Raw genomic sequence first — 23,384 nt, 5'->3', positions numbered from 1 at the left:
CGCTTACTGCCTTTCTGATTCTTTCTCAAGGAAAGTACCTCCTTTTTTACTTTAAACCACGATCGAAACAAAATGACCCGATTAAGGCGATCGGGTCACTCAGTTCATTTTTGCTTTTCGTATGCTCCAATGATCTTCGCCACAAGCGGGTGTCTGACCACATCTGTCTGATCTAATTCAATGAATGAGATACCCTTGATCTCAGCAAGCATGTCCTTTGCAGCTGCAAGGCCTGACTGCATACCTTTAGGCAGATCAATTTGTGTAATATCTCCTGTAATGACCATTTTAGAACCAAAGCCCAGTCTCGTCAAAAACATTTTCATTTGAGCTGGCGTTGTATTCTGCGCTTCATCTAAAATCACAAATGCATCATCAAGCGTCCGCCCTCTCATATAGGCAAGAGGGGCAATTTCAATCACTCCACGCTCAATTAAACGTTCCGTATGATCACTACCAAGCACATCGTGCAAAGCATCATATAGCGGTCTTAAATAAGGATCGACTTTTTCTTTTAAATCTCCTGGCAAAAAGCCAAGACTTTCTCCTGCTTCAACAGCTGGCCTTGTCAGGATAATTCGTTTGACATGTCCATTTTTCAGGGCATGTACGGCGTTGACCACTGCCAAATACGTTTTACCTGTACCAGCAGGTCCAATCCCAAAGACCAGATCATCTTTTTTCATTGCCGCAGCATATTCACGCTGGCCGATCGTTTTGACTCTGATCGACTTTCCTTTGGCATTTTTCGTAATTTCATCTTCATACATATTTTCAAAATAATTGAGCTTGTCTTTTTGCGCCATTTTAATGGCATAGACGACATCCCGTTCAGAAATCTCAATTCCTTTACGAATGAGATGTAAGAGAGATGTAATCAAACGGCTCACAGTATCTCTTGATGCTTCCTGACCAGAAACATACACTTTCTCTCCACGTGTGATAATGGAGACATTCAGCTCGTTTTCCATCAGTTTCAGATAAGCATCTTGATTGCCAAATAAAGCAATGGCTTCGTTTGGGCTATCCAATTTTTGTTGAATCTCAAGTAAATGTTCTGTCATTCTCTAGTCTCCCTGAACAATAGGTGTTGGTTGAACAATATCTTCTATTACTTGGTAAAGGATGATTAACTTAACTTTACCATTCCCTGTTGTCTCGTGCAAAACTTTTTCACTTTTCACCTCACCTGTTTGACCTAGCTTTTCTTCTAATTCTTTTTTACCCATTTTAATCCCTGCTTGAACCGCTTCTTTATTTGTGTATTCTCGATTTATTTTTTCACTTTCTCGTGTGATTTCCTTTTCATAAGAGAACGGTAGTTGCATATTCAAAAAATGAAGCGGGTGAACTTCTTTTTCTGTTTTCGGCTGCTGAAAATCATCTTTTTTAAAGGAAAATCCCCAAAATGGAATGGAGCCTCCAAACAAGGAGAGCTTGTGCTTTGTCTTCATTTTACCCGTAAAGACATCAAAAGATGTTCGGAGAGGGACAGAAACTTCAGATCGGTACCATGTTTCACCATATATTTTCGCTTTGGCTCCGACCGTTTTTTTCTGATCTTCACTCCCAATTAAACCTGAGACGAGCATCTGCCCTTTTTTCACATGTTCATCGACCTGGGCAAGCGGTTCCCCCTTTTCTACATACATTCTCGTGATGACCGCCTTTTTCTTGGCAACGATGTGCTGAGGACTCGTATATTTCTCCTTTTCAGGTTCATTTTTTTCGACCACTTTCATTTGAAACGTCGTTCCGTTTAGTTCAACTCCGACCCATGTAATGCTCTGAATATTGGTCGTCAATGACTTTTGTATTTTTTCAGGGGTCCCCATGAGAAACTGAAAACGCCCTTTTTGTACCCCAATTTCATCTAAATGCTTTCTCATTTGGTGTTCTGTTTCTGGATTCGCACCTTTAATCTCAATTTTCCACACCATATTTGAAAGAGCCAATATCGTCACTAGGAAAAAAGCTATCCCGAGGGTGAATCCAATATTTCTTCTCGACCATAGAAGAAGAAACGGGAACCCTTTCTTTTGATGAAATGAACATTTCACCTCATGATGTCTGCGCACTTTTCTAAAGGCATGTACATCTGAGAGGCGAATAAATAAGCGCACGCTGTCTTGACGGCGGCTCACTTGAAAAATTGTGATCCCCTGTCTCGTGCACTCATTGATTAGCCGCTCAATACCGCTTCCTCTTATCTCCACTTCCACTCTGCCAATAAAATAGGCAAACCATTTGTTCTTCACGTTTCTCCCCTCCGTCAGTTAAGAATCAATATAACGGACCTCATCGATTTTCCCCTCTAATAAGATCTCTTCTGGCAAAATCGTTTTAATCACAAAGTCTTTTCCTGAAATAATGCACTGTCCTTGCTTGAGCATCAGCCTTACCTCTTGATCACTGAAAAGTAAAAGCCCTTTATGGTTCTCTATGTAAATATGGAGTCTGCCAACCATCGTAATACGGGGAAGATCCATCATCACGTCCGGAGGGATTTCAAGTGTTCTTGTCAGCCATGCTTTAAGTCGATTTTTTCTTTTTCCCATTCAATAAGAACCCCTTCCCACCTCATGTGTATGAGATCAAACTGAAAGATGGTGAGACTGATGAGAAAGCCTCTATATCATCCTATTCCTCAGCGGTTCATATCATGCTAATGAATCCCGTAAAACAGCCGTTTCATCATTTTGACTAAGAAAAGTCTCCATTACACAACAAAAAAGCCCCCTTAAGGATGAGGGGGCTTACTTCTTTATCTTTTATATGGTCGTTTCATCGTTCGATGCGGCTTTTTGGCACGAGGCTCTCCAAATACTTCACCAAGGATCATCCCTTGAACGACCGTATCTTGGTTGAGTTTCTCAATCATTTTCGGCTTCATTCCAGCAGATGCTGCTTTTGGCCTTGTAAGTTCTCTTTCAAGCGATTGAAACTCTTTATTCAGCTCGCTTTTTCTTTCTTCCATTTCGGCAAGTGTAGCGGTATAACGATCCTGTAAGGATTGTGAACCTTGTTTCTTCATCCCGCCATGATCATGTACATCGCCAAAATCGTCAAGCTGGTCCGTTACGACCGGATCTGGACTTGTTTGTTTTGTTTGCTTTTGCGGCACTGGTTTACGCTGAGGAGCCGGTTTGTTTTGCTGGTTCTTTTGTTCGTTCTCCTCTTGTTTGCCGATTTTCCCAAAGACCGCAGAGATAATACCGATGATAATCGCTATTAGTAACGGATTTTCAAATAGAATGTCCAATGGGCTCCCTCCTTAAAGCGTGAGAGGATGCTTATTTGTTTTCATTATCAGATGGACCTTTTGTCATTTTGCCAAATGAATCTCTCATATCCGTATCAGCATCGATATTCTTAATGTTCATGTAGTCCATAACTCCAATATTACCTTCACGTAGTGCTTCGGCCATTGCAAGTGGTACTTCAGCCTCTGCTTCTACTACTTTCGCGCGCATTTCTTCAACTCTCGCACGCATTTCTTGTTCTTGTGCAACAGCCATTGCCCGGCGTTCTTCTGCTTTCGCCTGTGCAATGTTTTTGTCGGCTTCTGCTTGGTCTGTTTGCAGAATTGCCCCGATGTTCTTACCGATATCAACATCTGCGATATCAATCGAGAGAATTTCAAATGCTGTACCTGAATCTAATCCTTTACCAAGAACCGTTTGAGAAATCATATCAGGATTTTCAAGAACCTTTTTATGATTATCTGATGAACCGATTGTCGAAACAATCCCTTCACCTACACGAGCAATGATCGTTTCTTCCCCTGCACCACCGACAAGTCTGTCAATGTTTGCACGAACTGTAATACGTGCTTTTGCTTTTACTTCAATCCCGTCCATTGCCACACCAGAGATAAATGGTGTTTCAATGACTTTAGGGTTTACACTCATTTGGACAGCTTCAAGTACGTCACGGCCTGCTAGGTCGATTGCCGCACAGCGAGCAAAGTTCAATTCGATATTCGCACGTTGAGCCGCGATCAATGCATTGACAACACGGTCAACGTTACCACCTGCAAGGTAGTGACTTTCTAATTGGTTAATCGTCACATCAAGACCTGCTTTATGTGCTTTGATGAGCGGATTGACCACTCGGTTTGGAATGACTCGGCGAAGTCTCATTCCTACAAGTGTAAAAATGCTCACTCTTACGCCAGCCGCTAGGGCAGAAATCCACAGCATCACCGGTACAAAGGTGAAGAAGATCGATAGAACGATCAAACCTGCTGCGATAATCACAAATAATAGTAAAGTAGATGGATCCATTTTATTCCTCCTATAAAATCAGTATATCTATACTTTCCTCACGACAATGCGTGAGCCTTCCGCTTTCACAATTTTTACTTGTTCATCCTTATCGATAAAAGCACCTTCTGACACAACATCAATGCGCTCGTCTCCGAATACAATCGTACCAGATGGACGAAGTGCTGTTGCTGTCACTGCGATTTGTCCTACAAGATCATCTCTTGTTTCATTTGAGACATAACCACTTTCTTTATTGGTTGAATCGGTTAAAATGAACTTTTTAAAAAATTTCATACGTTTCCCCAACACCTTTGTCAATAAAATAACTGCTATGATTGAAACAGCAGTGGCAATCAAGATGGAAATCGCCATTTCTGTAAAGCTTCCAGCTGCTAAAAATAAGCTGACAACGACACAGATTAGTCCAATGACACCCACGATTCCCCCTGGCAAAAATAATTCCAGAATGATCAACACAATCCCTGCCAAAAACAGGAACAATGTCTCATATCCTGCAAAACCTGCCACGAGATGACCATAAAAGAATAGAAGAAGCGCTGTGACTCCCATGGTGCCCGGGACCCCAAAGCCCGGAGAATATAATTCAACAATTAACCCTAAGCTCGCAATGGATAAAAGGATAGGAATGACGATCGGATGCGTGAGAAAACGCGCAACCTTTTCAGCAAAGCTCACTTCATCGTATTGAACAGAGGTACCTGCTAAGTTCAGCTTCTGAAGCAAGTCATCCATATTTTTCGCTTCTCCTTCTGCATAACCGAACTGAAGCGCCCGATCTGTGTTAAAGGTCAACAATTCTCCTTTTGGTGCACCAGCTTCTTTTGCGTCTATATCTACATCTGCCATCGCAAGAGCATATTTTGGATCACGCCCCTGCTTTTCAGCAGCGTCACTCATTTCAGCAAGCCATACAGATTCAGATTTTTGATCGGCAGCGTTGCCTTCACCGTCAATGATCGCAGCAGCCCCCATCTTTCCGTTTGGGGTCATATAAATTTGATCGGCATTTAGGGCAATGAATGCCCCGGCTGAAAGCGCTCTATGATTCACAAACGCTGTCACTGGGATGTCGGATGCACGAATGGTATCGGCTATTTCAAGCGCCGCATCGACTGCACCACCTGGTGTATTGATGTCGAGAATGATGTGCTTCGCCCGTTCCGACTTTGCCTGCTCAAATGATCGTTCAATGAATTTAGAAAGTCCTTTTTCTACTGTATCTTCAATTGGGATAACATGAACTTTCTGATCTGCTGATTTCGCGGTCAATTGAACCCCTAATAACAAGCATATTATAAAACAACTGAAGAGAGCAATAGAAATTTTCATTTTTTTCATCTATTTGGTGATCCCCCCTCTCTTTCTTTCATTTTACCGTTCCTTTACATACGTTACAAATGTATCATAGGTTTCATTTTTATATGACAAGTTTATGGAGGCATAAAAAAAGTACCCTTCTAACATGAGAAGGATACTTTTTTATTGAGACAGTTGCTCGCTGACAAGTCTGTTAATCACAGCCCCATCAGCTTTACCTTTTACTTTTGGCATAATAGCGCTCATCACTTTACCCATATCAGCTTTCGATGAAGCACCGGTTTCGGCGATTGTTTCTTTCACAACCGCCTGCAGTTCTTCTTCAGAAAGCTGTTCAGGTAAATAAACGTCTAAAATGTCAATCTCTTTTTGAACTTTATCTACTAAATCTAAGCGATTAGCTTTCGAAAATTCATGGAGGGAGTCTTTACGTTGCTTAATCTCGCGGGAAAGGACGGTTAGTTCCTCATCTCCGGTCAAACTGTCTTTCTTAAGCTTTATTGCTTCATTTTGCAGTGAAGCCTTTACCATACGAATGACAATAAGCTTGTCTTTCTCTCGGTTTTTCATAAAAAGCTTCATATCAGAATTTAATTGCTCAAGAAGACTCATAAAATCCACCCTCTTTAGAATTTACGTTTTCTAGCAGCTTCAGACTTTTTCTTACGCTTTACGCTAGGCTTTTCATAAAATTCACGCTTTCTTGCTTCTTGCAATGTTCCAGTTTTGGATACACTGCGTTTAAAGCGACGAAGAGCATCTTCAAGCGATTCGTTTTTTCTAACGACCGTTTTTGACATTCTCTTTCCCTCCCTCCGAATACACCAATCGACTGCATTAAAAAAAGATATACATATGCAAAACATGTACCTAGACATTATAATATAAGCCTAGGTTGAGGTCAACTAAGTGATTTGGAAATATATTTTCGTCATGAGCAGGTAGACAAGTCCATATATTCATTGGTAAGAGGAGGACTTTTCTATGATGGCGATCATTTATTTTTGTGCACTTATTTTCATTTTTTTATGGGCAATGGGTTTGCTTAGGAAAGGATTAATGGCACTCACGTCGTCTCGTATTGAGAAATCACTTCTTCTCTTTACAGATCATCCAGTCAAAGCATTCTTGGTCAGTATTGTGTTTACAGGGGTTCTTCAAAGCAGTTCGGCGTTTATGGTCATCGTTATCGGCTTTGTGAGTACAGGCATTCTCACGTTTAAAAAATCCATACCCATGATTCTTGGAACGAATATCGGCTCAACATTTACGACAGAATTTATTGCCATTAAGATGGACGTGTTTATGTGGGTTCTGATTGCAGCTGGTCTTTTATGTATCATTTTGGGCAGGAAGTCTTTTCGATATGCAGGAAAAAGTTTATTTGGGCTTGGCATGATCTTTTTTTGTATTCAAGGTTTTTCAAAAATTGCAGGTATGATGACCAGTCAGCCAGAGACACTGCGTTTCCTTGAAATGATGCAGCATTCCGATTGGACAGCTCTTCTCTCTGGTACAGTGTTCACGGCGATTGTTCATTCAAGTTCTGTATGTATCGGTATTTTGATGGGATTTATGAATGAAGGGACTGTCGCTCTAAAAGAAGGCATCAGCTTTGTTTTAGGGTCCAATATCGGAACATGTATTACTGCCGTGATGGCTGCTATCTCTGGCGGTTATGCAGCCCGCCAAACCGCGTATGCACACGTCGTGTTTAATGTTCTAGGTGTTCTTTTATGTCTTCCTTTTCTCACCTTTATCACAGAGTTTGTTGCACTTTTAGCAAGCTCTCCTGCCCAGCAGATTGCGCACTTTAGTCTGCTGTTTAATGTTGCAAGTTCTCTCCTCTTTTTCCCGTTCATCCGCCCTTTTCACGCCTTGATTTTGTTCCTTCTTCCAAATCAGTCAACATAAAAGAAACCGGCTTGCCTAATGGCTGCCGGTTTTTCATTCATTATGAGGTCATTCTCACTTGATCCGTCTGCACGTCATCACTTATACGGACGAATTGCCCTTCGTTATAAGGATAACCTGCTTTCGTAATCTTCACTTTTACCAAACGGCCGATCATGTCCTCTGTTCCTTCAAATACGACCTTCATGTAGTTATCAGTATAACCTACATACAGATTGTGCGTTCCGTCTTGTTCTTTGAAGGATTCTTCTGGAATAATCTCTAAGACGTCGCCTTCATATGCCGATGCATATTCTTTTGCAAGCTGATCAGAAAGAGCAATGAGGCGGTGAACGCGTTCGTTTTTCACATTCTCATCTACTTGATCTTCCATTCTTGCAGCAGGCGTACCTGTCCGTTTGCTGTAAGGGAACACATGGAGCTCAGAGAATTGATGGTCTTTGACAAAATTGTATGTTTCCATAAATTCTTCTTCTGTTTCTCCTGGGAATCCAACGATCACATCTGAAGTGACAGCAAGACCTGGCAATGCTTTTTTGAGCTTCGTTAAACGCTCTGCAAAGAATTCCATTGTGTATTTACGGCGCATTCTTTTCAGTACAGTATTAGAGCCAGATTGAAGCGGAATATGCAAGTGTCTCACAATTTTATCTGACTGATCGAGCACTTCAATCACTTCGTCTGTAATTTGACTTGCTTCAATGGATGAAATGCGGATTCGTTTTAATCCCGCCACACGTTCATCTAATTCTTTCAGAAGCTTAGCAAAGTTATAATCCTTTAAATCTTCACCGTATCCACCTGTATGAATACCTGTTAATACAATTTCTTTGTAGCCAGCATCGACAAGCTGCTGCGCTTGATTGATGACTTCTTCTGGATCGCGAGAACGCAGTAATCCGCGAGCCCAAGGGATAATGCAGAATGTACAGAAATTGTTACAGCCTTCTTGGATTTTTAATGAAGCACGTGTTCTGTCAGTAAACGCAGGAACATCTAGTTCTTCAAAGACCCGTGCTTTCATGATATTGCCAACTCCGTTGATCGGCTGTCTTTCTCTTCTGTATTCTTCAATATAACCAAGCAGTTTATGTCTGTCTTGTGTGCCAACCACAATATCAACACCAGGAATCGCCATGATTTCTGCCGGAGACGTTTGTGCGTAACAGCCTGTTACACAAATGACACCATCCGGATTATGACGAATGGCTCTTCTAATGACTTGGCGGCTTTTTTTATCGCCTGTATTGGTGACGGTACATGTATTAATGACATATACGTCTGCTTTTGATTCATAATCTTTTCTTTCATAGCCAGCTTCTTTAAACAGCTGCCAGATGGCTTCTGTTTCGTAGTGATTGACCTTACAGCCAAGTGTATGGAACGCTACTGTTCCCATCATGATTCACCTCTTAATAACTCTGTTTGATAAGATATAGCAGAAAGCGCGTAAAGAGGAGCTGTTTCTGTTCTTAAAATGCGTGGTCCAAGCCCGCAAATGACTGCACCATGCGCTTCAAGTTCTTCAATTTCCTTTTCTGCTAAACCGCCTTCTGGACCAAAAACCACTAATAAGGTTTGTCCGCCCTTCATCTGTTGGAGCACCGTTTGAAACCGGCTTTGCTCGCCTTCTTTCGATGATTCTTCGTATGCAACGACACATTTATCGAATTCACCGGCCAGTTGAATCAGCTCTTTAAATGTTGATACTGGATAAACGCGCGGAATGATATTCCGGTAAGACTGCTCCGCAGCTTCTTTCGCAATTTTTTCCCAGCGATCTCGTTTTTTTAATGACTTTTTTTGGTCAAGTTTTGTAATCGAACGAGTCGCTTGAAACGGAATAAAAGCACTTGCGCCAAGCTCGGTGCCTTTTTGGATAATCCATTCAAGCTTATCCCCTTTTGGCAGACCGCTTGCAATCGTCACCTTGATCGGAAGTTCTCGATTCTGATTCGTCCAGCCTTCCAAGTGACAAATCACTTCTTCCTTTGTTATTGTATCAATTTTACTGAGCGCTTCAAAGCCGTCTGTCGTTAAGCAAAGGATGTCTTCTCCTGCTTTCATCCGCATGACGTTTGCAAGGTGATGAACATCTTCACCCTTTATGACGATGTTTCCCTTTTCCGTCACTTCTTCTTTTGTGAGGTCGATAAAATATCGTTGCATACGTGTCCTGACACCTACTCGCTTTATTTTTTCGCTATTATGCTGACCCAATCTTCCATTGACAGCACTTCAACAATCTCAAAACCGGCTTCTTCTAAAGCAGTTTTGACTTGTAATTTCTTTTGTCCGATAATGCCTGATGTAATGAAGTAACCGTCTTTCTTCAATAGATCATACGCTTGATCTGTAAAGCGCATGATGACCTCTGCAAGGATGTTGGCCACAATCACATCGCGTTCACCTGAAATCCCATCAAGTAAATTATTTTGTTTTACCGTTACTTGCTCGCTCACACCATTTAATTCGATGTTCTGCTTTGCACTTTCCACTGCAACGGTGTCGAGATCAAATGCATGAATGTCTTTTGCACCGAGCATTGCAGCGGCAACACTTAAAATGCCAGATCCTGTTCCAACGTCAATCACCGTGTCGTTTTCCTTCACATAGCGCTCAAGCGCCTGAATGCAAAGAACCGTTGTTGGATGTGTACCGGTTCCAAATGCCATTCCAGGGTCCATTTCGATGATCAATTCATCAGAATGAACGGGTGTGTACTCTTCCCATGTTGGGACGATGGTAAATTTCTCAGAGATTTTCACAGGATGATAGTATTTCTTCCATGCAGTCGCCCATTCTTCTTCGTTTACTTCACAAATTGACAGTGTATTTCGTCCAAGGTCAATATCGTATAGAAGAAGATTATTGATGGCTTCTTTGATCTCATCTACCGTTTCCATCAAAAAGCTATTCATCGGAAGGTAGGCTTTGACGATAACCCCTTCCTCAGGATAATCATTCGGATCGAGCTGGTAGATCTCACCGTATACATTTTCACGTTCCTTGACTAAATCAAGCGGGTCCTCAATCACGACACCACTTGCACCTGCTTCATGCAAAATATTGGTGATCGGTTCCACCGCTTCATTTGTTGTATGGACGCTTATTTCTGACCACTTCAATACTACCAACTCCTTATCCGTCTTACTCGCCTTTAAATGCGCGTTTCACCTTATCGAAAAAGCTCATTTCTTGTTCGTCCGGTTTATTTCCGCTCACTTCAGCAAATTTTCTAATGATATCTTTTTGATTTTCAGTTAAATTCGTCGGTGTTACGACGCGTACAACGATATGCTGATCGCCTTGACCATAACCGCGTACATTTTTTACACCTTTTCCTTTGAGTCTAAACTTCGTGCCCGTTTGTGTGCCCGCAGGAACTTTTAATTTGACTTTCCCATGTAATGTCGGCACTTCAATTTCATCACCTAGTGCAGCCTGCGCAAAGGTAAGCGGCATTTCGCAGTAGATGTCATCTCCATCTCGTTCGAAGAATTCATGCGCCCTCACATGGAAAACAACAAATAGATCGCCTGGAGGTCCTCCATTTACACCTGGTTCACCTTGACCAGATACTCTAAGCTGCTGACCATCGTCCACACCTGCTGGGATCGTCACATTGATTTTCTTACGCTTACGCACTTTACCAGATCCACCACATGTTGAACACTTATGTTCAATTTGTTTACCAGTTCCGCTACAGTAGTTACATACTCTGCGGTTGACTACTTTACCAAATGGCGTGGATTGCTCGACATTTAGTTGACCTGATCCGCCGCAATGTGAGCATGTCTTCGCCTGTGTTCCAGGTTTTGCACCTGATCCATGACACGTTTCACATGATTCCTCGCGGGGAATCTCGATCGTTGCTTCTTTCCCAAATGCCGCTTCTTCAAATGAAAGGGTCATTGTATATTGAAGGTCCGCTCCTTGACGCGGTGCATTTGGATCTCTTCTTCTGGCTCCGCCGCCAAAAATACTAGAGAAGATGTCATCAAATCCGCCGAAGCCGCCAAAGTCTCCTCCACCGCCAAATCCGCCGCCACCAAATCCTTGGTTTGGATCGGTGTGACCGAACTGGTCATACTGTGAACGTTTTTGATCGTCAGAAAGGGTTTCATAGGCTTCTTTTACTTCTTTGAATTTCTCATCTGAGCCAGCTTCTTTATTAATATCAGGGTGATACTTTTTTGAAAGCTTGCGGTATGCCTTTTTGATTTCGTCCTTTGAGGCGCTCTTACTCACGCCAAGCACTTCATAGTAATCACGCTTACTCATCTCTTCACACTCCCGATTTTCTCACATAAATACGATTGTATCATTTTAAATTGATCTTTTTCAATTCCTTTTCATCGTTGAAAAGAAAAAAGTCAAAGCCAAGAGATCCTGACTTTGACTTTCTGACGAGTACGTTTCAGCAGTCTTTTTCAAAAGTAAAGGTGATTATTTTTTCTCTTGATCGTCGTTTACTTCTTCGTATTCTGCATCCACTACATTGTCATCTGCTTTTTGAGCACCTTCAGCGCCTTCTTGCTGAGCTTGTGCTTGTTTTGCAGCTTCTTCATAGAGCTTTGTCGTTAGTTCTTGAACGATTGTTTGCAGCTCATCTTTTTTCGCTTTGATGTCTTCAAGCTCGCCTTTTTCGATCGCAGCTTTTAGTGCATCTTTCGCGTCGTTTGCTTTTTTCACTTGCTCTTCATCGATTTTGCCTTCAAGATCTTTTAATGTTTTTTCTGTTGTAAACACTAATTGATCTGCTTCATTGCGCACTTCGATTTCTTCTTTTTTCTTCGCATCTGCTTCAGCATTTTCTTCTGCTTCTTTGACCATTTTTTCGATCTCATCATCAGAAAGACCTGAAGAAGATTTGATTGTGATGTTTTGTTCTTTTCCAGTACCCATATCTTTCGCACGTACGTTGACGATACCGTTTTTATCGATATCAAAAGATACTTCGATTTGTGGTACGCCGCGTGGTGCTGGTGGAATGTCAGTCAATTGGAAACGACCTAATGTTTTGTTGTCTGCTGCCATTGGACGCTCACCTTGTAAGACGTGAATGTCTACAGCAGTTTGGTTGTCAGCAGCCGTTGAGAATACTTGAGATTTACTTGTTGGAATTGTTGTATTACGTTCAATCAGCTTTGTGAATACGCCGCCCATTGTTTCAATTCCTAAAGAAAGTGGTGTGACGTCAAGAAGAACAACGTCTTTGACATCTCCTGTGATAACTCCACCTTGAATTGCTGCACCAAGTGCAACCACTTCATCAGGGTTTACGCCTTTATGAGGCTCTTTACCTGTTTCTTTTTTGATTGCTTCTTGTACTGCAGGAATACGAGTTGATCCACCAACAAGGATAACTTTATCAATCTCACTAGCAGATAGACCAGCATCTTTCAGTGATTGACGTACAGGTGTCATTGTACGCTCTACAAGGTCTGCAGAAAGCTCTTCGAATTTAGCACGCGTTAGCGTTAATTCTAGGTGAAGAGGACCTGCATCTCCAGCTGTGATAAATGGCAGTGAGATTTGTGTAGAAGATACACCAGAAAGATCTTTTTTCGCTTTTTCAGCAGCATCTTTTAAACGCTGAAGCGCCATTTTATCTTTAGAAAGATCAATGCCGTTTTCTTTTTTGAACTCAGCCACTAGATGATCGATGATGACTTGGTCAAAATCGTCTCCACCTAGACGGTTGTCCCCAGCAGTTGAGCGTACTTCAAAGACGCCGTCTCCAAGCTCAAGGATTGACACGTCAAATGTACCGCCGCCAAGGTCGTATACAAGGATCGTTTGATCTTCATCTGTTTTATCTAAACCATAAGCAAGTGCAGCTGCTGTTGGTTCGTTGATGATACGTTCTACTTCAAGACCAGCAATTTTACCAGCATCTTTTGTTGCTTGGCGCTCTGCATCGTTGAAGTAAGCAGGAACTGTAATAACCGCTTTTGTTACTTCTTCGCCAAGATAAGCTTCAGCGTAAGATTTAAGGTGTTGAAGGATGATTGCAGAGATTTCCTGCGGCGTGTAGTTCTTGCCCTCAACTTCTACTTTATAATCTGTACCCATATGTCTTTTAACAGACATGATGGTGTTTGGGTTTGTAATTGATTGACGTTTTGCTACTTCACCTACTTGGCGCTCTCCATTTTTAAAAGCGACAACAGATGGTGTTGTACGTGCTCCTTCAGCATTTGCAATAACTTTTGGCTCGCCGCCTTCGAGTACTGCAACGCATGAGTTTGTTGTTCCTAAGTCAATACCAATGATTTTACTCATATTCGATGACCTCCCATTATGTAGTTATTGATTTACTTTTACCATTGATGGACGAATAACTCGGTCTTTGAGTTTATAGCCCTTTTGCAATTCTTCTACAACGATGTTTGAATCGTAGTTTTCATCTTCAACTTGCATGACGGCTTGATGAAGGTTTGGATCGAACTCTTTGCCGACAGCTTCAATTGGTTCAACGCCTTCATTTTTCAACGCTTCTACCAGCTGGCGGTAAACCATTTGCATCCCTTCTAACAAACTTTTCGTCTGCTCATTGTCTGGATCGATTCCAAGCGCTCTTTCAAAGTTGTCGAGAGCTGGGAGAAGGTCGCTGACAACATGTTGAGAACGATATTTTTGCACGGTCTCCACTTCAGTTCGAGCACGGCGTTTATAGTTTTCAAAATCTGCTTGAACACGCAGAATTTTGTTTTCTTTTTCATCTAGAAGCTGCTGCAATTCATCAATCTTCTCTTGGAAGGCAGACTGTTCATCGTGCTTTACTTCCTCAGTTTCTGCTTGAACTGCTTCTTCTTGTGCTTCAACCTCTGCTGCTTGCTCAGGTGTCTGTTTTTCTTCTGACATTGTGTTCACCTCCCTCAAAAGATTCAATTATATGAAGGGGCTGTGCCCCCCACCTTTTATCACCCTACTCATCATACAAATTGGAAAGTGCGTTTGACAAGTCTTTTGATACATGATGCAAAAGACTAACGACTCGCCCGTAATCCATACGGGTTGGACCAATGACAGCGATGGAGCCGAGTGATTTTTGATCAATCGCATAAGTTGCTGTGATTAAACTGCAGTTCTCCATTGCTTCCAAATTGTTTTCTGAACCGATTTTAATGGTGATTCCTTGCTGATTTGGATGAAACAGCTGCATGACATCATTCTTTTGTTCAATCAGCATCATGAGTGAACGAATGCGGTCAATGTCATGAAACTCTGGCTGGTTCAACATATTAATCTTCCCGCCAAAGAAAAGTTTTGATTCATTTTGTGTTGAAGTGAATGTGTTACCAAGTGCATCTAAAATATGATCATAGTCTTTTAAATGCGTGCGAAGGAGCATCACTACTTCTTTATACATCCTGTCCTTCAGCTGATCCATCGGGACTCCGGCTAAGCGGCTGTTTAAAATATTCATCAGCTTCTCAATATCGGAGACATCAAGATGCTCAGAGAAGGTAATGGTTTTGTTTTCAACATGCCCGCTGTCTGTAATCATAATCGCTACTGCTTTATTAGGCTGGACAGGGACAAGCTGAATTTGCTTCAATCGATTTTCACTTAGCTTTGGACCAAGGACAATCGATGTGTAGTTTGTGAGATCTGATAAAATTTCCGCCGATTTTTGAACTGTTTTTTCCAGCTCAAAAATTTTCTCCTGAAATACTGACTGGATGAGCACAAGCTCTTTAGATGACAGTTTTCGCGGAGAGAGCAAATGATCTACATAATAACGATATCCTTTTTCGGAAGGAATTCTTCCTGATGAAGAATGGGTCTTTTCAATAAAACCGAGTTCCTCCAAATCAGCCATTTCGTTTCTAATCGTCGCAGAGCTGAATGTAATGTCTTCTTTTTTGGAAAGAGTCCTTGATCCAACTGGCTGCGCCGAACGAATAAAGTCATTAATAATGACTTGTAGAATCAAAAGCTGACGATTTGTTAACATCATCATCACCCCTGTTAGCACTCTCTTTCAACGAGTGCTAATTGTATAAACAAAATTACCAAACTCAAATTAAAATGTCAATTATAACTCACCGAGAAACGCTTGAAATACTTCATTCCCTAACAATTTTCCTTTTCTTGTTAAACGAATGCCAATCTCATCCTGTTCAATGAGACCTTTTTCTGCTAATTCTTCAAGAATGGCGGGAAAGAGTGCTTCTGGTGATGCTCCAAATTTCGCTTGAAAGTGAGCACTTTTCACGCCTTCAATTTTCCGCAAACCTAAGAACATTTCTTCTTCGATCTGTTCTGCTTTTGTCACCTGATGCGTTTCCTTATATGGAAACCCTGTTTGTTCAATGAGCTCTAAGTAATGCTTCACTGGTCCAGCGTTCACATTGCGGACGCCATCTACATACCCGTGCGCTCCTGCGCCAAAACCAAAGTAATCTTCGTTGCTCCAATAGGTGAGGTTATGCTGGCTTTCAAAACCTGGTTTGGCGTAATTGCTAATCTCATATTGTTTGAGTCCGTGCCGCTCCATTTCATCCATGACGAGCTCATACATTTCAGCCTCACGTTCTTGCGGTGGTAAATGCAGTTTCCCTTTTTGCATCAAATTGTAAAAGACCGTCTTTGGCTCGACAATCAGCGAATAAACCGAATAATGTTCTGCACCTAATGAAAAAGCGGTCTCTAGTGAATGCATGACATGATGCTTCTCTTGATGAGGCAAACCAAACATAAGATCAAGACTAATGTTGTCAAACCCAACTGCTCTTGCTCGCTCGAAAGATGTGAGAACATCTTTCTTTTGATGAACCCGTCCGATTTTTTTGAGCAGGTCATCTTCAAATGTTTGAACACCAAAGCTCAGCCGATTAACGCCTGCTGATTTTAAGACATTCAATTTCTCAAGCGATAGTTCGTCTGGGTTTGCTTCTACTGCAAACTCGATTAAGTTTTTGGTTGGTTTTAATACGCGGTGAATGCTGTCCATAAGCTGATCTAACTGGCTGGTTGTCAGTGATGTCGGGGTTCCCCCGCCAATAAAGATCGTCTTTAGTTCTTGCTCCCCTTTTTGATCGATCGTGTGCTGCATTTCTTTTTCAAGAGCGGCTAAGTATTCATCGACCGGCTGGGTTTTAATGAAAAATTTATTAAAATCACAATAGTGACAAATGTGCTCACAAAATGGAATGTGAATGTATGCTGCTTTCATTTGTTGACACCTTCTTTACAGGTAAAGAGCCGCAGTTTATCGCTGCGGCCTCTTCGTTTGTTTTCGACTATAAACGTCAAGGCGAGCATTGTAAAGCAGGTTGCCTTGAGGATGTTATTTTTTCGGTGTGCTGTCGTCCATTTTCAGCACGGCCATAAATGCTTCTTGTGGGACTTCTACAGAACCCACTTGCTTCATGCGCTTTTTCCCTTCTTTTTGCTTCTCAAGAAGCTTTCTTTTCCGGGAAATATCTCCACCATAACACTTCGCTAGTACGTTCTTGCGCATTGCTTTAATGGTAGACCGAGCAACAATCTTTTGACCGATCGCTGCCTGAACTGGTACTTCAAAGTGCTGGCGCGGAATCAATTCTTTCAGCTTTTCTACAATGATCTTTCCGCGTTCATATGCATAATCGCGGTGAACAATAAAGGAAAGCGCATCGATTTTTTCGCCATTAAGCATGATATCCATTTTCACTAGAGTGGATGGGCGATAGCCGATCAGCTCGTAATCAAAGGATGCATACCCTTTTGTATTGGACTTTAATTGATCAAAGAATTCGTATACGATCTCTGCCAGAGGAATTTCGTACACAATGCTCACGCGGTTTGCATCAAGATATTGCATATCAATGAAATTGCCGCGCTTTCCTTGGCAAAGCTCCATCACAGAACCAACATAATCATTTGGCACCATCATTGTTGCCTTCACGTATGGCTCTTCAATTCGCTCAATCTTTTGCGGATCAGGCAAATTGGACGGGTTATCTACGACGATTTTTTCTCCGTCTGTCATATACACATCGTAAATAACACTTGGCGCTGTCGTAATAAGGTCGATTTTAAATTCACGTTCAATCCGTTCTTGGATGATTTCCATATGAAGCATGCCAAGGAAGCCGCAGCGGAAACCGAAGCCCAGTGCTTGGGATGTCTCTGCCTCATATTGAAGTGAAGAATCGTTTAATTCAAGCTTTTCTAACGCTTCACGCAAGTCGTTATATTTCGCTGTGTCAATTGGATAAAGGCCGCAGTACACCATTGGGTTCAGCTTTCTATATCCAGGTAGAGCTTCTTTCGCAGGGTTTACCGCACTTGTGATCGTATCCCCTACACGTGTATCGCCAACATTTTTAATAGCAGCTGTTAAATAGCCAACATCTCCAACAGTGAGTTCGTCTGTTGGCATTGCTTTCGGTGTAAATACGCCGACTTCAAGCACTTCAAATTCTTTGCCTGTCGCCATCATCTTGATTTTTTGACCTGGTTTGACGGTTCCTTCGACAATTCGTATGTAAGCAATGACGCCACGATACGCATCGTAGAGAGAATCAAAAATGAGGGCTTGGAGTGGTGCTTCTGGATCTCCAGCTGGTGCCGGCACCTTTTCGACAATTTGTTCTAAAATATCCTCGATCCCGATGCCCGCCTTAGCAGAGGTAAGAACAGCTTCAGATGCATCCAACCCGATGACATCTTCAATTTCTTGTCTTACACGTTCAGGTTCTGCACTCGGCAGATCAATTTTGTTAATGATCGGCAGGATTTCTAAGTTGTTATCAAGAGCTAAATAAACGTTCGCTAGTGTCTGTGCTTCAATGCCTTGTGCTGCATCCACCACAAGAATTGCACCTTCACAGGCAGCTAGGCTTCGAGATACCTCATAGGTGAAGTCGACATGCCCTGGTGTATCAATCAGGTGCATAATATATTCTTCTCCATCCTTCGCCTGATATTTCAGCTGGACAGAGTTTAATTTGATCGTAATGCCGCGTTCACGCTCTAAGTCCATGGAATCAAGTAATTGTTCTTTCATTTCTCGTTGCGTAATCGCCGCTGTTTTTTCCAAAATACGGTCAGCCAATGTGGATTTCCCATGGTCAATATGGGCGATAATGGAGAAATTTCGAATTCTTGATTGCCGTTCTAATCGTTTTTCTTTATCTGTCACAATCTATCACTCCTACTATAAAACGCGGGTTGCGCTAGGTTAGATTATATCAATAGGGCTGTAAAGATTCAATCGAAATCAAGAAAAGCCGCTCATCGGTTAGCGGCTTTTGCGAAAAGGTGTGATATCTTATGAAATAACATCCAACATGATGCTTACTACAGTTTATTTACCATTCACCCAATCATAAAGTGTACGGGCTGCATGCGTCATACCATCTGATAATGCTTTTCCGGCCTTAGAGAAGGCGTTAAAGCTCTCCATTTCTTCTAGCTGCTTTTGTTTTTCTGCTAAGTCTTTTTGTGTGACAGCTGTTCCGAGGATAGAAGCTTCTTTTTCTTGATCATCATTCGTTTGCACAGTGAAGGCCCCTTTTAATTGCGGATCATGATACCCTTTCATTTGCAGCATGCCATTATTGGCTTGCTGCATTCCTAAAAAGACACCGAATAGCAATACGAGCGATAACATAATGGTTTTTCCGATAAATGAGCCCATGTCCTCCACCACCTTAAGACCGTTTTTTCTCATCCTTTGCTTTGCCGTCTACCTTTTCTGCGTCCCAGAAAATTTCACTGAACACATCAGCTGCTGCATTGGATGCGTTTTTCAGTTCTTCCATATTATTATCCACACCACCAAATTCTAATAGGAGGGCTTTGTCAGATAAATCTTGATTATAGATTCCATTATCACCAATTTCTCCTTTGGCAAACACACCGACACTAAGTCCTTTATATTTTTTCTCCATCAAATGGTGGAACTCTGTCGCCAGCTTTAAGTTTTTCTCATAGCTTTGATTCTTCTTCCCTACAACAAACGCGATTCTCGCATATTTCTTGCCTTTGATTTCTACTGTCGTATCTTTCTTTCTTCTTGAATCCCGGTGAATATCGATTAAGTAATCTAAGTCATCATTTTTAGCGAGAGCTTCTTTTACAACCAATCTGGATTCATTATACGATTGTGGGTACTTCAACCCTTTTTTCAGCAGTCTTTTTTCGATTTCTGTTTTATCCACTGTGTTGCCAATTCCTTGCTGATCGAGCGCTTTACCAAACATCTCCCCGACAAGGGTGACGTTCACTTTTGAGTGGCGCGCATTGTTTGGGTTTGTTTCTCCTTTTAAAAATGGTAAATATGATTCCGTATTATGTGTGTGATAAATGTACACAGCCTTTCGTTTTCCTGTCGACTGGTCAGGCTCTTTTGCAGGCGTTTTCGGTTCATCTTCATCAAGCTTGTCCAGCTCAGCTAGATTTGCTTCTTTTTCATCTTTGATGACTTCACTTGGAGGCGGCGATTCCATTGGCATATTCGTATAGTCTGTACCTTCACCTGCTAGGATGATTTTTGTATCAAAATGTTCAAAGCCTGGCAGCTCTCTTCCTAGAAAACTGCGGGGGTCTTCTAAATTGATACTTGTGGCAAGTTTGAGTGACAGCCCGGAGAAATGAAATCCTTTTTGATCTTCAGGGACTGCTGAGGCAAAATATTGATTTTCCATCCCCATTAGAGTTGCAAAGAATGCCCCTGACAGCTCATCTGCCACACCATATAATGATGCTTGAGGCCTAAGCTCAGGTTTTAAAGACGTCAAAGCCCCTGACATGACAAACACAACCACCAGAGAGACAATAAACAAAAAAATACTCTTCACTACTTTTGTTCCATTAATCGCAACGACCAATTGTCGAGGACGGCGAGGTCTTTTTTTCATGATTTACTCCCTCCAGCACGCTTTCTAGTAATTACACTATGAGCGAGCTAGAGAAAGTAGAACTGATTAATGATTATAAGAACCCATGTTGTCTTGAGAGATTTTTTGATGAAGTGCTGTATTTAACCCATTGGCGAGTACGTTCGCCATGTCATCAATGAATGTATCCACTTCCTTCGGTGTGACCATTAGATTTTGTCCAAGCGGTGCAAGCACTTCATGGATCAACTGTCTTTTTTCTTCTTCAGGAAGCGTTCCGACGATTCCTAAAAAGGATTGACGCGTTTCATCATCTGGCAAATCTTCTTCATTCAGCACTTTTTTCTTCCCAAATGTCAGACCCGCTGGTACTAAAGATCGGGAAGGTCTATCATCTTTCAGTTCTCTACCAAAATGCTTTAACACGTAATCAATCGTGTCACTTGCGATCGTCACTGCATCGACCACTGTCGGTACACCAATGGCAATGACAGGAATCCCCAAGGTCTCTTTGCTTAATTCTTTTCGTTTATTTCCGACACCCGATCCTGGATGTATACCTGTATCAGAAATTTGAATCGTCGTATTCACCCGTTCTACTGCACGTGCAGCTAGTGCATCGATGGCGATCACAAAATCTGGTTTAGATCGTTCAATGACACCTTGTATAATGTCACTTGTTTCTATACCAGTCAGTCCCATGACCCCAGGCGATAGTGAAGACACCGGGCGATAGCCTTCCTGCACATTCTCAGGCTGTAATTCAAATAAGTGGCGTGTCACCAGCAAATTCTCAACTGTGAGCGGCCCTAAAGCATCAGGCGTGACATTCCAGTTTCCGAGTCCTACGACAAGACAGCTCGCATCAGCCTGAATGCCGTGATCTTTTAAAAACTGAGCAAAATGATGGGCAAAAACTTCGACCACTTTTTCTTGCATCTCAGAGTCTTTCTCCCGAATTCCTTGCGCCTCAAGCGTCAAGTATGTCCCTGCCTTTTTTCCGGTCAACTCTTCTCCTTCTGTCGTAATCTCCACAGTGCGAATGCGGATGCCGTGCTCTTCCTTCTCCTTCTCAACAATTCCTTGAATACCGTCCTTTTTGACCACATTCGGATCGTTCTCTTGTTCTAGTATCTCTTTTGTTTCAACGGCCAAATCGGTCCGGATTTGATAAGCGCTTAAATCGAGTTTCTGTTTCTTCATGAAAAGGCTCCTTCCATCAAGTAATTAACAGTAGTCTTTCCATCTCTTTCAAGAAACATTCGAGCGCTTCATCAATGAAAAATACTTTACATTTATATTGCATTCTAAAGGTGTGTTTGATAGAATACAATTTGTTCTATTGTGAAGATTTAACCTTAAGACAATTGTGTTTAGGTTGTATCTTAGGAGGTGAAACACATGCCAAATATTAAATCAGCGATCAAACGTACAAAAACGAATAACGAACGCCGTGCACACAACGCAACAATCAAGTCTGCGATGCGTACTGCGATTAAACAAGTTGAAGTTTCTGTAGCTAACAACGATGCTGAGCAAGCAAAAGCTGCTCTTTCTTCTGCTGCAAAACGCATTGACAAAGCCGTTAAAACTGGTCTTGTACACAAAAACGCAGCTGCGCGTTACAAATCAAGACTTGCGAAACAAGTAAACGGACTTTCTGCATAATGTTTGCAACGCCTCAGTGATGAGGCACCTGTTTAACTGTACGTCCGTCCTGAACGGCCGAGCCTAAGGACAGACTGGCAATTATACATCTAAACAAAAACGACCCTCTTTTGAGAAGGTCGTTTTTTTATGTTCAAGCCCCTAATAACCGAAGCAGGAACAATTCTAATAATAGCTGCTTGTCCTTTTTACCCGTTTTCATTTCATAATCAATCGTGGAGAGCTCTTTGACGATGTACTTTAGCTCTTCTTCTGAAAACAGTCTTGCTTGATCCATCGCGAGTTTGACCCGGAATGGGTGGACTTTCAGGTTTGACGCAATTTGTTTTTGCCCGTATCCCTGCTGAGCAAAGTACTTTGTCTGCAATATCAACCGAAATTGATTTGAAATGAGTGCCAATATTTTAATGGGTTCCTCATTTTGCTTTAGGAGGTCATAAAACATTTGCATCGCTTCAGACCGGCGCCTGTTCACGATTTGGTTAATCAGTTCGAAAATATTCTGTTCCAAACTTCGTGCAACGAGCTGATTGACATCCGCCAGCTCAATTTCCTCTCGCTGCCCAATATATGTACTTAGCTTTCGAACCTCTTGAAAAAGTGAGGACAGGCTCCCGCCACATAACATGACAAGCTGTTCTGCCGCTTCAGCCGAGATTGTTTTTCCTTCTGTTTTCACTAATGTGATGGTGAAATCCGTTGTTTCTTTCGGATTTAACTCTTTCGCCTCAACCACAGCCGCTTTCTTTTTTAACAATTTGGTGATTTTCTTACGTTCGTCCAGTTTTTCATATGGCGCTAATAACACGAGAATCGTATAGGGTGCTGGCTTTTCTAAATAAGCTTCTAACACAGAAAGCTGATGCTCAATCTTTTCTTTTTTCTTTTCTGCAGTGAGGAAATAAGGGTTCTTGATCACAACGAGACGCCGCTCTCCCATAAACGGAAATGTTTCTGCGTCCGTCACAGCCTGCTCAAGCGGCACCTCTTCCATATCGAAGACAGAGTAATTAAAATCCTTTGTTTCTTCGTCGACGACAGCTTGTCTCAATTTTGCAGCTGTCTCTTGAAGTAAATACGTTTCTTTTCCATATAAGCAATAAACGGGATGGATATCCCCTTTTTTTAAATTGTTCCATACCTCAAAGACCATTCGCTTAAATCCCTCTCTTTCACTTCCTCCTCTATCCTAAAGTGTGTAGAGACATTAGTAAAGAGGAAGCTGAAAGTGCCGCCTCCTCATTTATAGTAAACGTCTCACGTAAGCTCCCGGGTCAGCTTACAGTCAGACGATATTCACAAAATGATCATGAAAACGGAAAACGGTTACTTTACCTTCTAGCAATTCCAAATGAGT

General features: G+C 41.9%; 23 protein-coding genes. 2 read left to right on the top strand and 21 right to left on the bottom strand.

What is annotated here, in order from left to right; genetic code table 11:
- Positions 1-104: 104 nt before the first annotated feature.
- The 8 genes from M2369_RS01920 to rpsU form a co-directional block, all read right to left on the bottom strand.
- Positions 105-1,064, bottom strand: coding sequence for a PhoH family protein (locus M2369_RS01920; RefSeq protein ID WP_008342419.1), 960 nt, complete (start codon positions 1,062-1,064; stop codon positions 105-107).
- A gap of 3 nt (positions 1,065-1,067) precedes the next feature.
- Positions 1,068-2,258 (bottom strand): sporulation protein YqfD, encoded by a 1,191-nt coding sequence (gene yqfD / locus M2369_RS01915; protein WP_159159779.1) that lies wholly within the window; start codon positions 2,256-2,258, stop codon positions 1,068-1,070.
- 18 nt (positions 2,259-2,276) lie between these two features.
- The gene (gene yqfC, locus M2369_RS01910; RefSeq protein WP_012010618.1) at positions 2,277-2,558 is read right to left on the bottom strand and encodes a sporulation protein YqfC; all 282 of its coding nucleotides are present in this window, start codon (positions 2,556-2,558) and stop codon (positions 2,277-2,279) included.
- A 206-nt stretch (positions 2,559-2,764) separates the two neighbouring features.
- A complete protein-coding gene (locus M2369_RS01905; RefSeq protein ID WP_024718815.1) occupies positions 2,765-3,262 on the bottom strand; it encodes a hypothetical protein in 498 nt (165 codons plus the stop codon).
- Between the two features lie 31 nt (positions 3,263-3,293).
- Positions 3,294-4,286 (bottom strand): flotillin-like protein FloA, encoded by a 993-nt coding sequence (floA, locus tag M2369_RS01900; protein WP_168948521.1) that lies wholly within the window; start codon positions 4,284-4,286, stop codon positions 3,294-3,296.
- A 27-nt stretch (positions 4,287-4,313) separates the two neighbouring features.
- A complete protein-coding gene (locus M2369_RS01895; RefSeq protein WP_259253327.1) occupies positions 4,314-5,627 on the bottom strand; it encodes an NfeD family protein in 1,314 nt (437 codons plus the stop codon).
- A 141-nt stretch (positions 5,628-5,768) separates the two neighbouring features.
- Positions 5,769-6,218 (bottom strand): GatB/YqeY domain-containing protein, encoded by a 450-nt coding sequence (locus M2369_RS01890; protein ID WP_007501319.1) that lies wholly within the window; start codon positions 6,216-6,218, stop codon positions 5,769-5,771.
- 14 nt (positions 6,219-6,232) lie between these two features.
- Positions 6,233-6,406, bottom strand: a complete 174-nt coding sequence (gene rpsU, locus M2369_RS01885) for a 30S ribosomal protein S21 (protein ID WP_003152957.1) — start codon at positions 6,404-6,406, stop codon at positions 6,233-6,235.
- Positions 6,407-6,590: 184 nt separating this feature from the next.
- On the opposite strand from rpsU, the gene M2369_RS01880 reads away from it, so the two are divergent.
- On the top strand, positions 6,591-7,520 hold the full coding sequence (locus M2369_RS01880; RefSeq protein WP_039167243.1) for a Na/Pi symporter: 930 nt from the start codon (positions 6,591-6,593) through the stop codon (positions 7,518-7,520).
- Positions 7,521-7,560: 40 nt separating this feature from the next.
- Here the strand turns inward: M2369_RS01880 and mtaB are convergent, their stop codons facing one another.
- From mtaB to gpr, 12 genes are all read right to left on the bottom strand, one after another.
- Entirely contained in the window at positions 7,561-8,919 is a 1,359-nt protein-coding gene (gene mtaB, locus M2369_RS01875; protein ID WP_017367626.1) for a tRNA (N(6)-L-threonylcarbamoyladenosine(37)-C(2))-methylthiotransferase MtaB, read from the bottom strand.
- Complete coding sequence (locus M2369_RS01870) at positions 8,919-9,689, bottom strand: 16S rRNA (uracil(1498)-N(3))-methyltransferase (protein WP_024718812.1); 771 nt, start codon at positions 9,687-9,689, stop codon at positions 8,919-8,921. The genes mtaB and M2369_RS01870 overlap by 1 nt, the downstream gene beginning before the upstream one ends.
- Positions 9,690-9,712: 23 nt before the next feature.
- The gene (prmA, locus tag M2369_RS01865) at positions 9,713-10,648 is read right to left on the bottom strand and encodes a 50S ribosomal protein L11 methyltransferase (RefSeq protein WP_017358022.1); all 936 of its coding nucleotides are present in this window, start codon (positions 10,646-10,648) and stop codon (positions 9,713-9,715) included.
- 22 nt (positions 10,649-10,670) lie between these two features.
- Positions 10,671-11,804, bottom strand: coding sequence for a molecular chaperone DnaJ (gene dnaJ / locus M2369_RS01860; RefSeq protein WP_217966985.1), 1,134 nt, complete (start codon positions 11,802-11,804; stop codon positions 10,671-10,673).
- A 165-nt stretch (positions 11,805-11,969) separates the two neighbouring features.
- Entirely contained in the window at positions 11,970-13,808 is a 1,839-nt protein-coding gene (dnaK, locus tag M2369_RS01855) for a molecular chaperone DnaK (RefSeq protein ID WP_056705287.1), read from the bottom strand.
- A gap of 24 nt (positions 13,809-13,832) precedes the next feature.
- Positions 13,833-14,390 carry a nucleotide exchange factor GrpE gene (gene grpE / locus M2369_RS01850; protein WP_008342471.1) on the bottom strand — a complete coding sequence of 186 codons (558 nt, stop codon included), beginning with the start codon at positions 14,388-14,390 and terminating at the stop codon, positions 13,833-13,835.
- A gap of 64 nt (positions 14,391-14,454) precedes the next feature.
- Positions 14,455-15,486, bottom strand: coding sequence for a heat-inducible transcriptional repressor HrcA (gene hrcA / locus M2369_RS01845; RefSeq protein ID WP_008342473.1), 1,032 nt, complete (start codon positions 15,484-15,486; stop codon positions 14,455-14,457).
- A gap of 81 nt (positions 15,487-15,567) precedes the next feature.
- Positions 15,568-16,707 (bottom strand): radical SAM family heme chaperone HemW, encoded by a 1,140-nt coding sequence (gene hemW, locus M2369_RS01840; RefSeq protein ID WP_035390855.1) that lies wholly within the window; start codon positions 16,705-16,707, stop codon positions 15,568-15,570.
- 114 nt (positions 16,708-16,821) lie between these two features.
- Positions 16,822-18,660, bottom strand: a complete 1,839-nt coding sequence (lepA, locus tag M2369_RS01835; RefSeq protein WP_008342476.1) for a translation elongation factor 4 — start codon at positions 18,658-18,660, stop codon at positions 16,822-16,824.
- A 165-nt stretch (positions 18,661-18,825) separates the two neighbouring features.
- Positions 18,826-19,158 (bottom strand): YqxA family protein, encoded by a 333-nt coding sequence (locus M2369_RS01830; RefSeq protein ID WP_041506928.1) that lies wholly within the window; start codon positions 19,156-19,158, stop codon positions 18,826-18,828.
- A 13-nt stretch (positions 19,159-19,171) separates the two neighbouring features.
- A complete protein-coding gene (locus M2369_RS01825; protein WP_007501337.1) occupies positions 19,172-20,380 on the bottom strand; it encodes a stage II sporulation protein P in 1,209 nt (402 codons plus the stop codon).
- A 66-nt stretch (positions 20,381-20,446) separates the two neighbouring features.
- On the bottom strand, positions 20,447-21,562 hold the full coding sequence (gpr, locus tag M2369_RS01820; protein WP_008342483.1) for a GPR endopeptidase: 1,116 nt from the start codon (positions 21,560-21,562) through the stop codon (positions 20,447-20,449).
- Positions 21,563-21,760: 198 nt separating this feature from the next.
- Between gpr and rpsT the strand changes: the two genes are divergently transcribed.
- Positions 21,761-22,027 (top strand): 30S ribosomal protein S20, encoded by a 267-nt coding sequence (gene rpsT / locus M2369_RS01815; RefSeq protein WP_008342485.1) that lies wholly within the window; start codon positions 21,761-21,763, stop codon positions 22,025-22,027.
- A gap of 133 nt (positions 22,028-22,160) precedes the next feature.
- Here the strand turns inward: rpsT and holA are convergent, their stop codons facing one another.
- Complete coding sequence (holA, locus tag M2369_RS01810; protein WP_017358025.1) at positions 22,161-23,180, bottom strand: DNA polymerase III subunit delta; 1,020 nt, start codon at positions 23,178-23,180, stop codon at positions 22,161-22,163.
- Positions 23,181-23,384: the final 204 nt, after the last annotated feature.

It is taken from the genome of Bacillus sp. JUb11 (assembly GCF_024807925.1).
In the GTDB taxonomy this organism is placed as follows: Bacteria; Bacillota; Bacilli; order Bacillales; family Bacillaceae; genus Bacillus; species Bacillus altitudinis.
Note: the sequence above shows the minus strand (reverse complement) of the source record. Positions and strands in the feature narration are given on the sequence as shown.

What these genes read in the sequence shown, in the direction of transcription:
- M2369_RS01920 (WP_008342419.1), bottom strand. Translation starts at nt 1,064, where the DNA reads ATGACAGAACATTTACTTGAGATTCAACAAAAATTGGATAGCCCAAAC.
- yqfC (WP_012010618.1), bottom strand. Translation starts at nt 2,558, where the DNA reads ATGGGAAAAAGAAAAAATCGACTTAAAGCATGGCTGACAAGAACACTT.
- floA (WP_168948521.1), bottom strand. Translation starts at nt 4,286, where the DNA reads ATGGATCCATCTACTTTACTATTATTTGTGATTATCGCAGCAGGTTTG.
- M2369_RS01895 (WP_259253327.1), bottom strand. Translation starts at nt 5,627, where the DNA reads ATGAAAAAAATGAAAATTTCTATTGCTCTCTTCAGTTGTTTTATAATA.
- M2369_RS01890 (WP_007501319.1), bottom strand. Translation starts at nt 6,218, where the DNA reads ATGAGTCTTCTTGAGCAATTAAATTCTGATATGAAGCTTTTTATGAAA.
- rpsU (WP_003152957.1), bottom strand. Translation starts at nt 6,406, where the DNA reads ATGTCAAAAACGGTCGTTAGAAAAAACGAATCGCTTGAAGATGCTCTT.
- M2369_RS01880 (WP_039167243.1), top strand. Translation starts at nt 6,591, where the DNA reads ATGATGGCGATCATTTATTTTTGTGCACTTATTTTCATTTTTTTATGG.
- mtaB (WP_017367626.1), bottom strand. Translation starts at nt 8,919, where the DNA reads ATGGGAACAGTAGCGTTCCATACACTTGGCTGTAAGGTCAATCACTAC.
- M2369_RS01870 (WP_024718812.1), bottom strand. Translation starts at nt 9,689, where the DNA reads ATGCAACGATATTTTATCGACCTCACAAAAGAAGAAGTGACGGAAAAG.
- dnaJ (WP_217966985.1), bottom strand. Translation starts at nt 11,804, where the DNA reads ATGAGTAAGCGTGATTACTATGAAGTGCTTGGCGTGAGTAAGAGCGCC.
- dnaK (WP_056705287.1), bottom strand. Translation starts at nt 13,808, where the DNA reads ATGAGTAAAATCATTGGTATTGACTTAGGAACAACAAACTCATGCGTT.
- grpE (WP_008342471.1), bottom strand. Translation starts at nt 14,390, where the DNA reads ATGTCAGAAGAAAAACAGACACCTGAGCAAGCAGCAGAGGTTGAAGCA.
- hrcA (WP_008342473.1), bottom strand. Translation starts at nt 15,486, where the DNA reads ATGTTAACAAATCGTCAGCTTTTGATTCTACAAGTCATTATTAATGAC.
- hemW (WP_035390855.1), bottom strand. Translation starts at nt 16,707, where the DNA reads ATGAAAGCAGCATACATTCACATTCCATTTTGTGAGCACATTTGTCAC.
- M2369_RS01830 (WP_041506928.1), bottom strand. Translation starts at nt 19,158, where the DNA reads ATGGGCTCATTTATCGGAAAAACCATTATGTTATCGCTCGTATTGCTA.
- M2369_RS01825 (WP_007501337.1), bottom strand. Translation starts at nt 20,380, where the DNA reads ATGAAAAAAAGACCTCGCCGTCCTCGACAATTGGTCGTTGCGATTAAT.
- gpr (WP_008342483.1), bottom strand. Translation starts at nt 21,562, where the DNA reads ATGAAGAAACAGAAACTCGATTTAAGCGCTTATCAAATCCGGACCGAT.
- rpsT (WP_008342485.1), top strand. Translation starts at nt 21,761, where the DNA reads ATGCCAAATATTAAATCAGCGATCAAACGTACAAAAACGAATAACGAA.
- holA (WP_017358025.1), bottom strand. Translation starts at nt 23,180, where the DNA reads ATGGTCTTTGAGGTATGGAACAATTTAAAAAAAGGGGATATCCATCCC.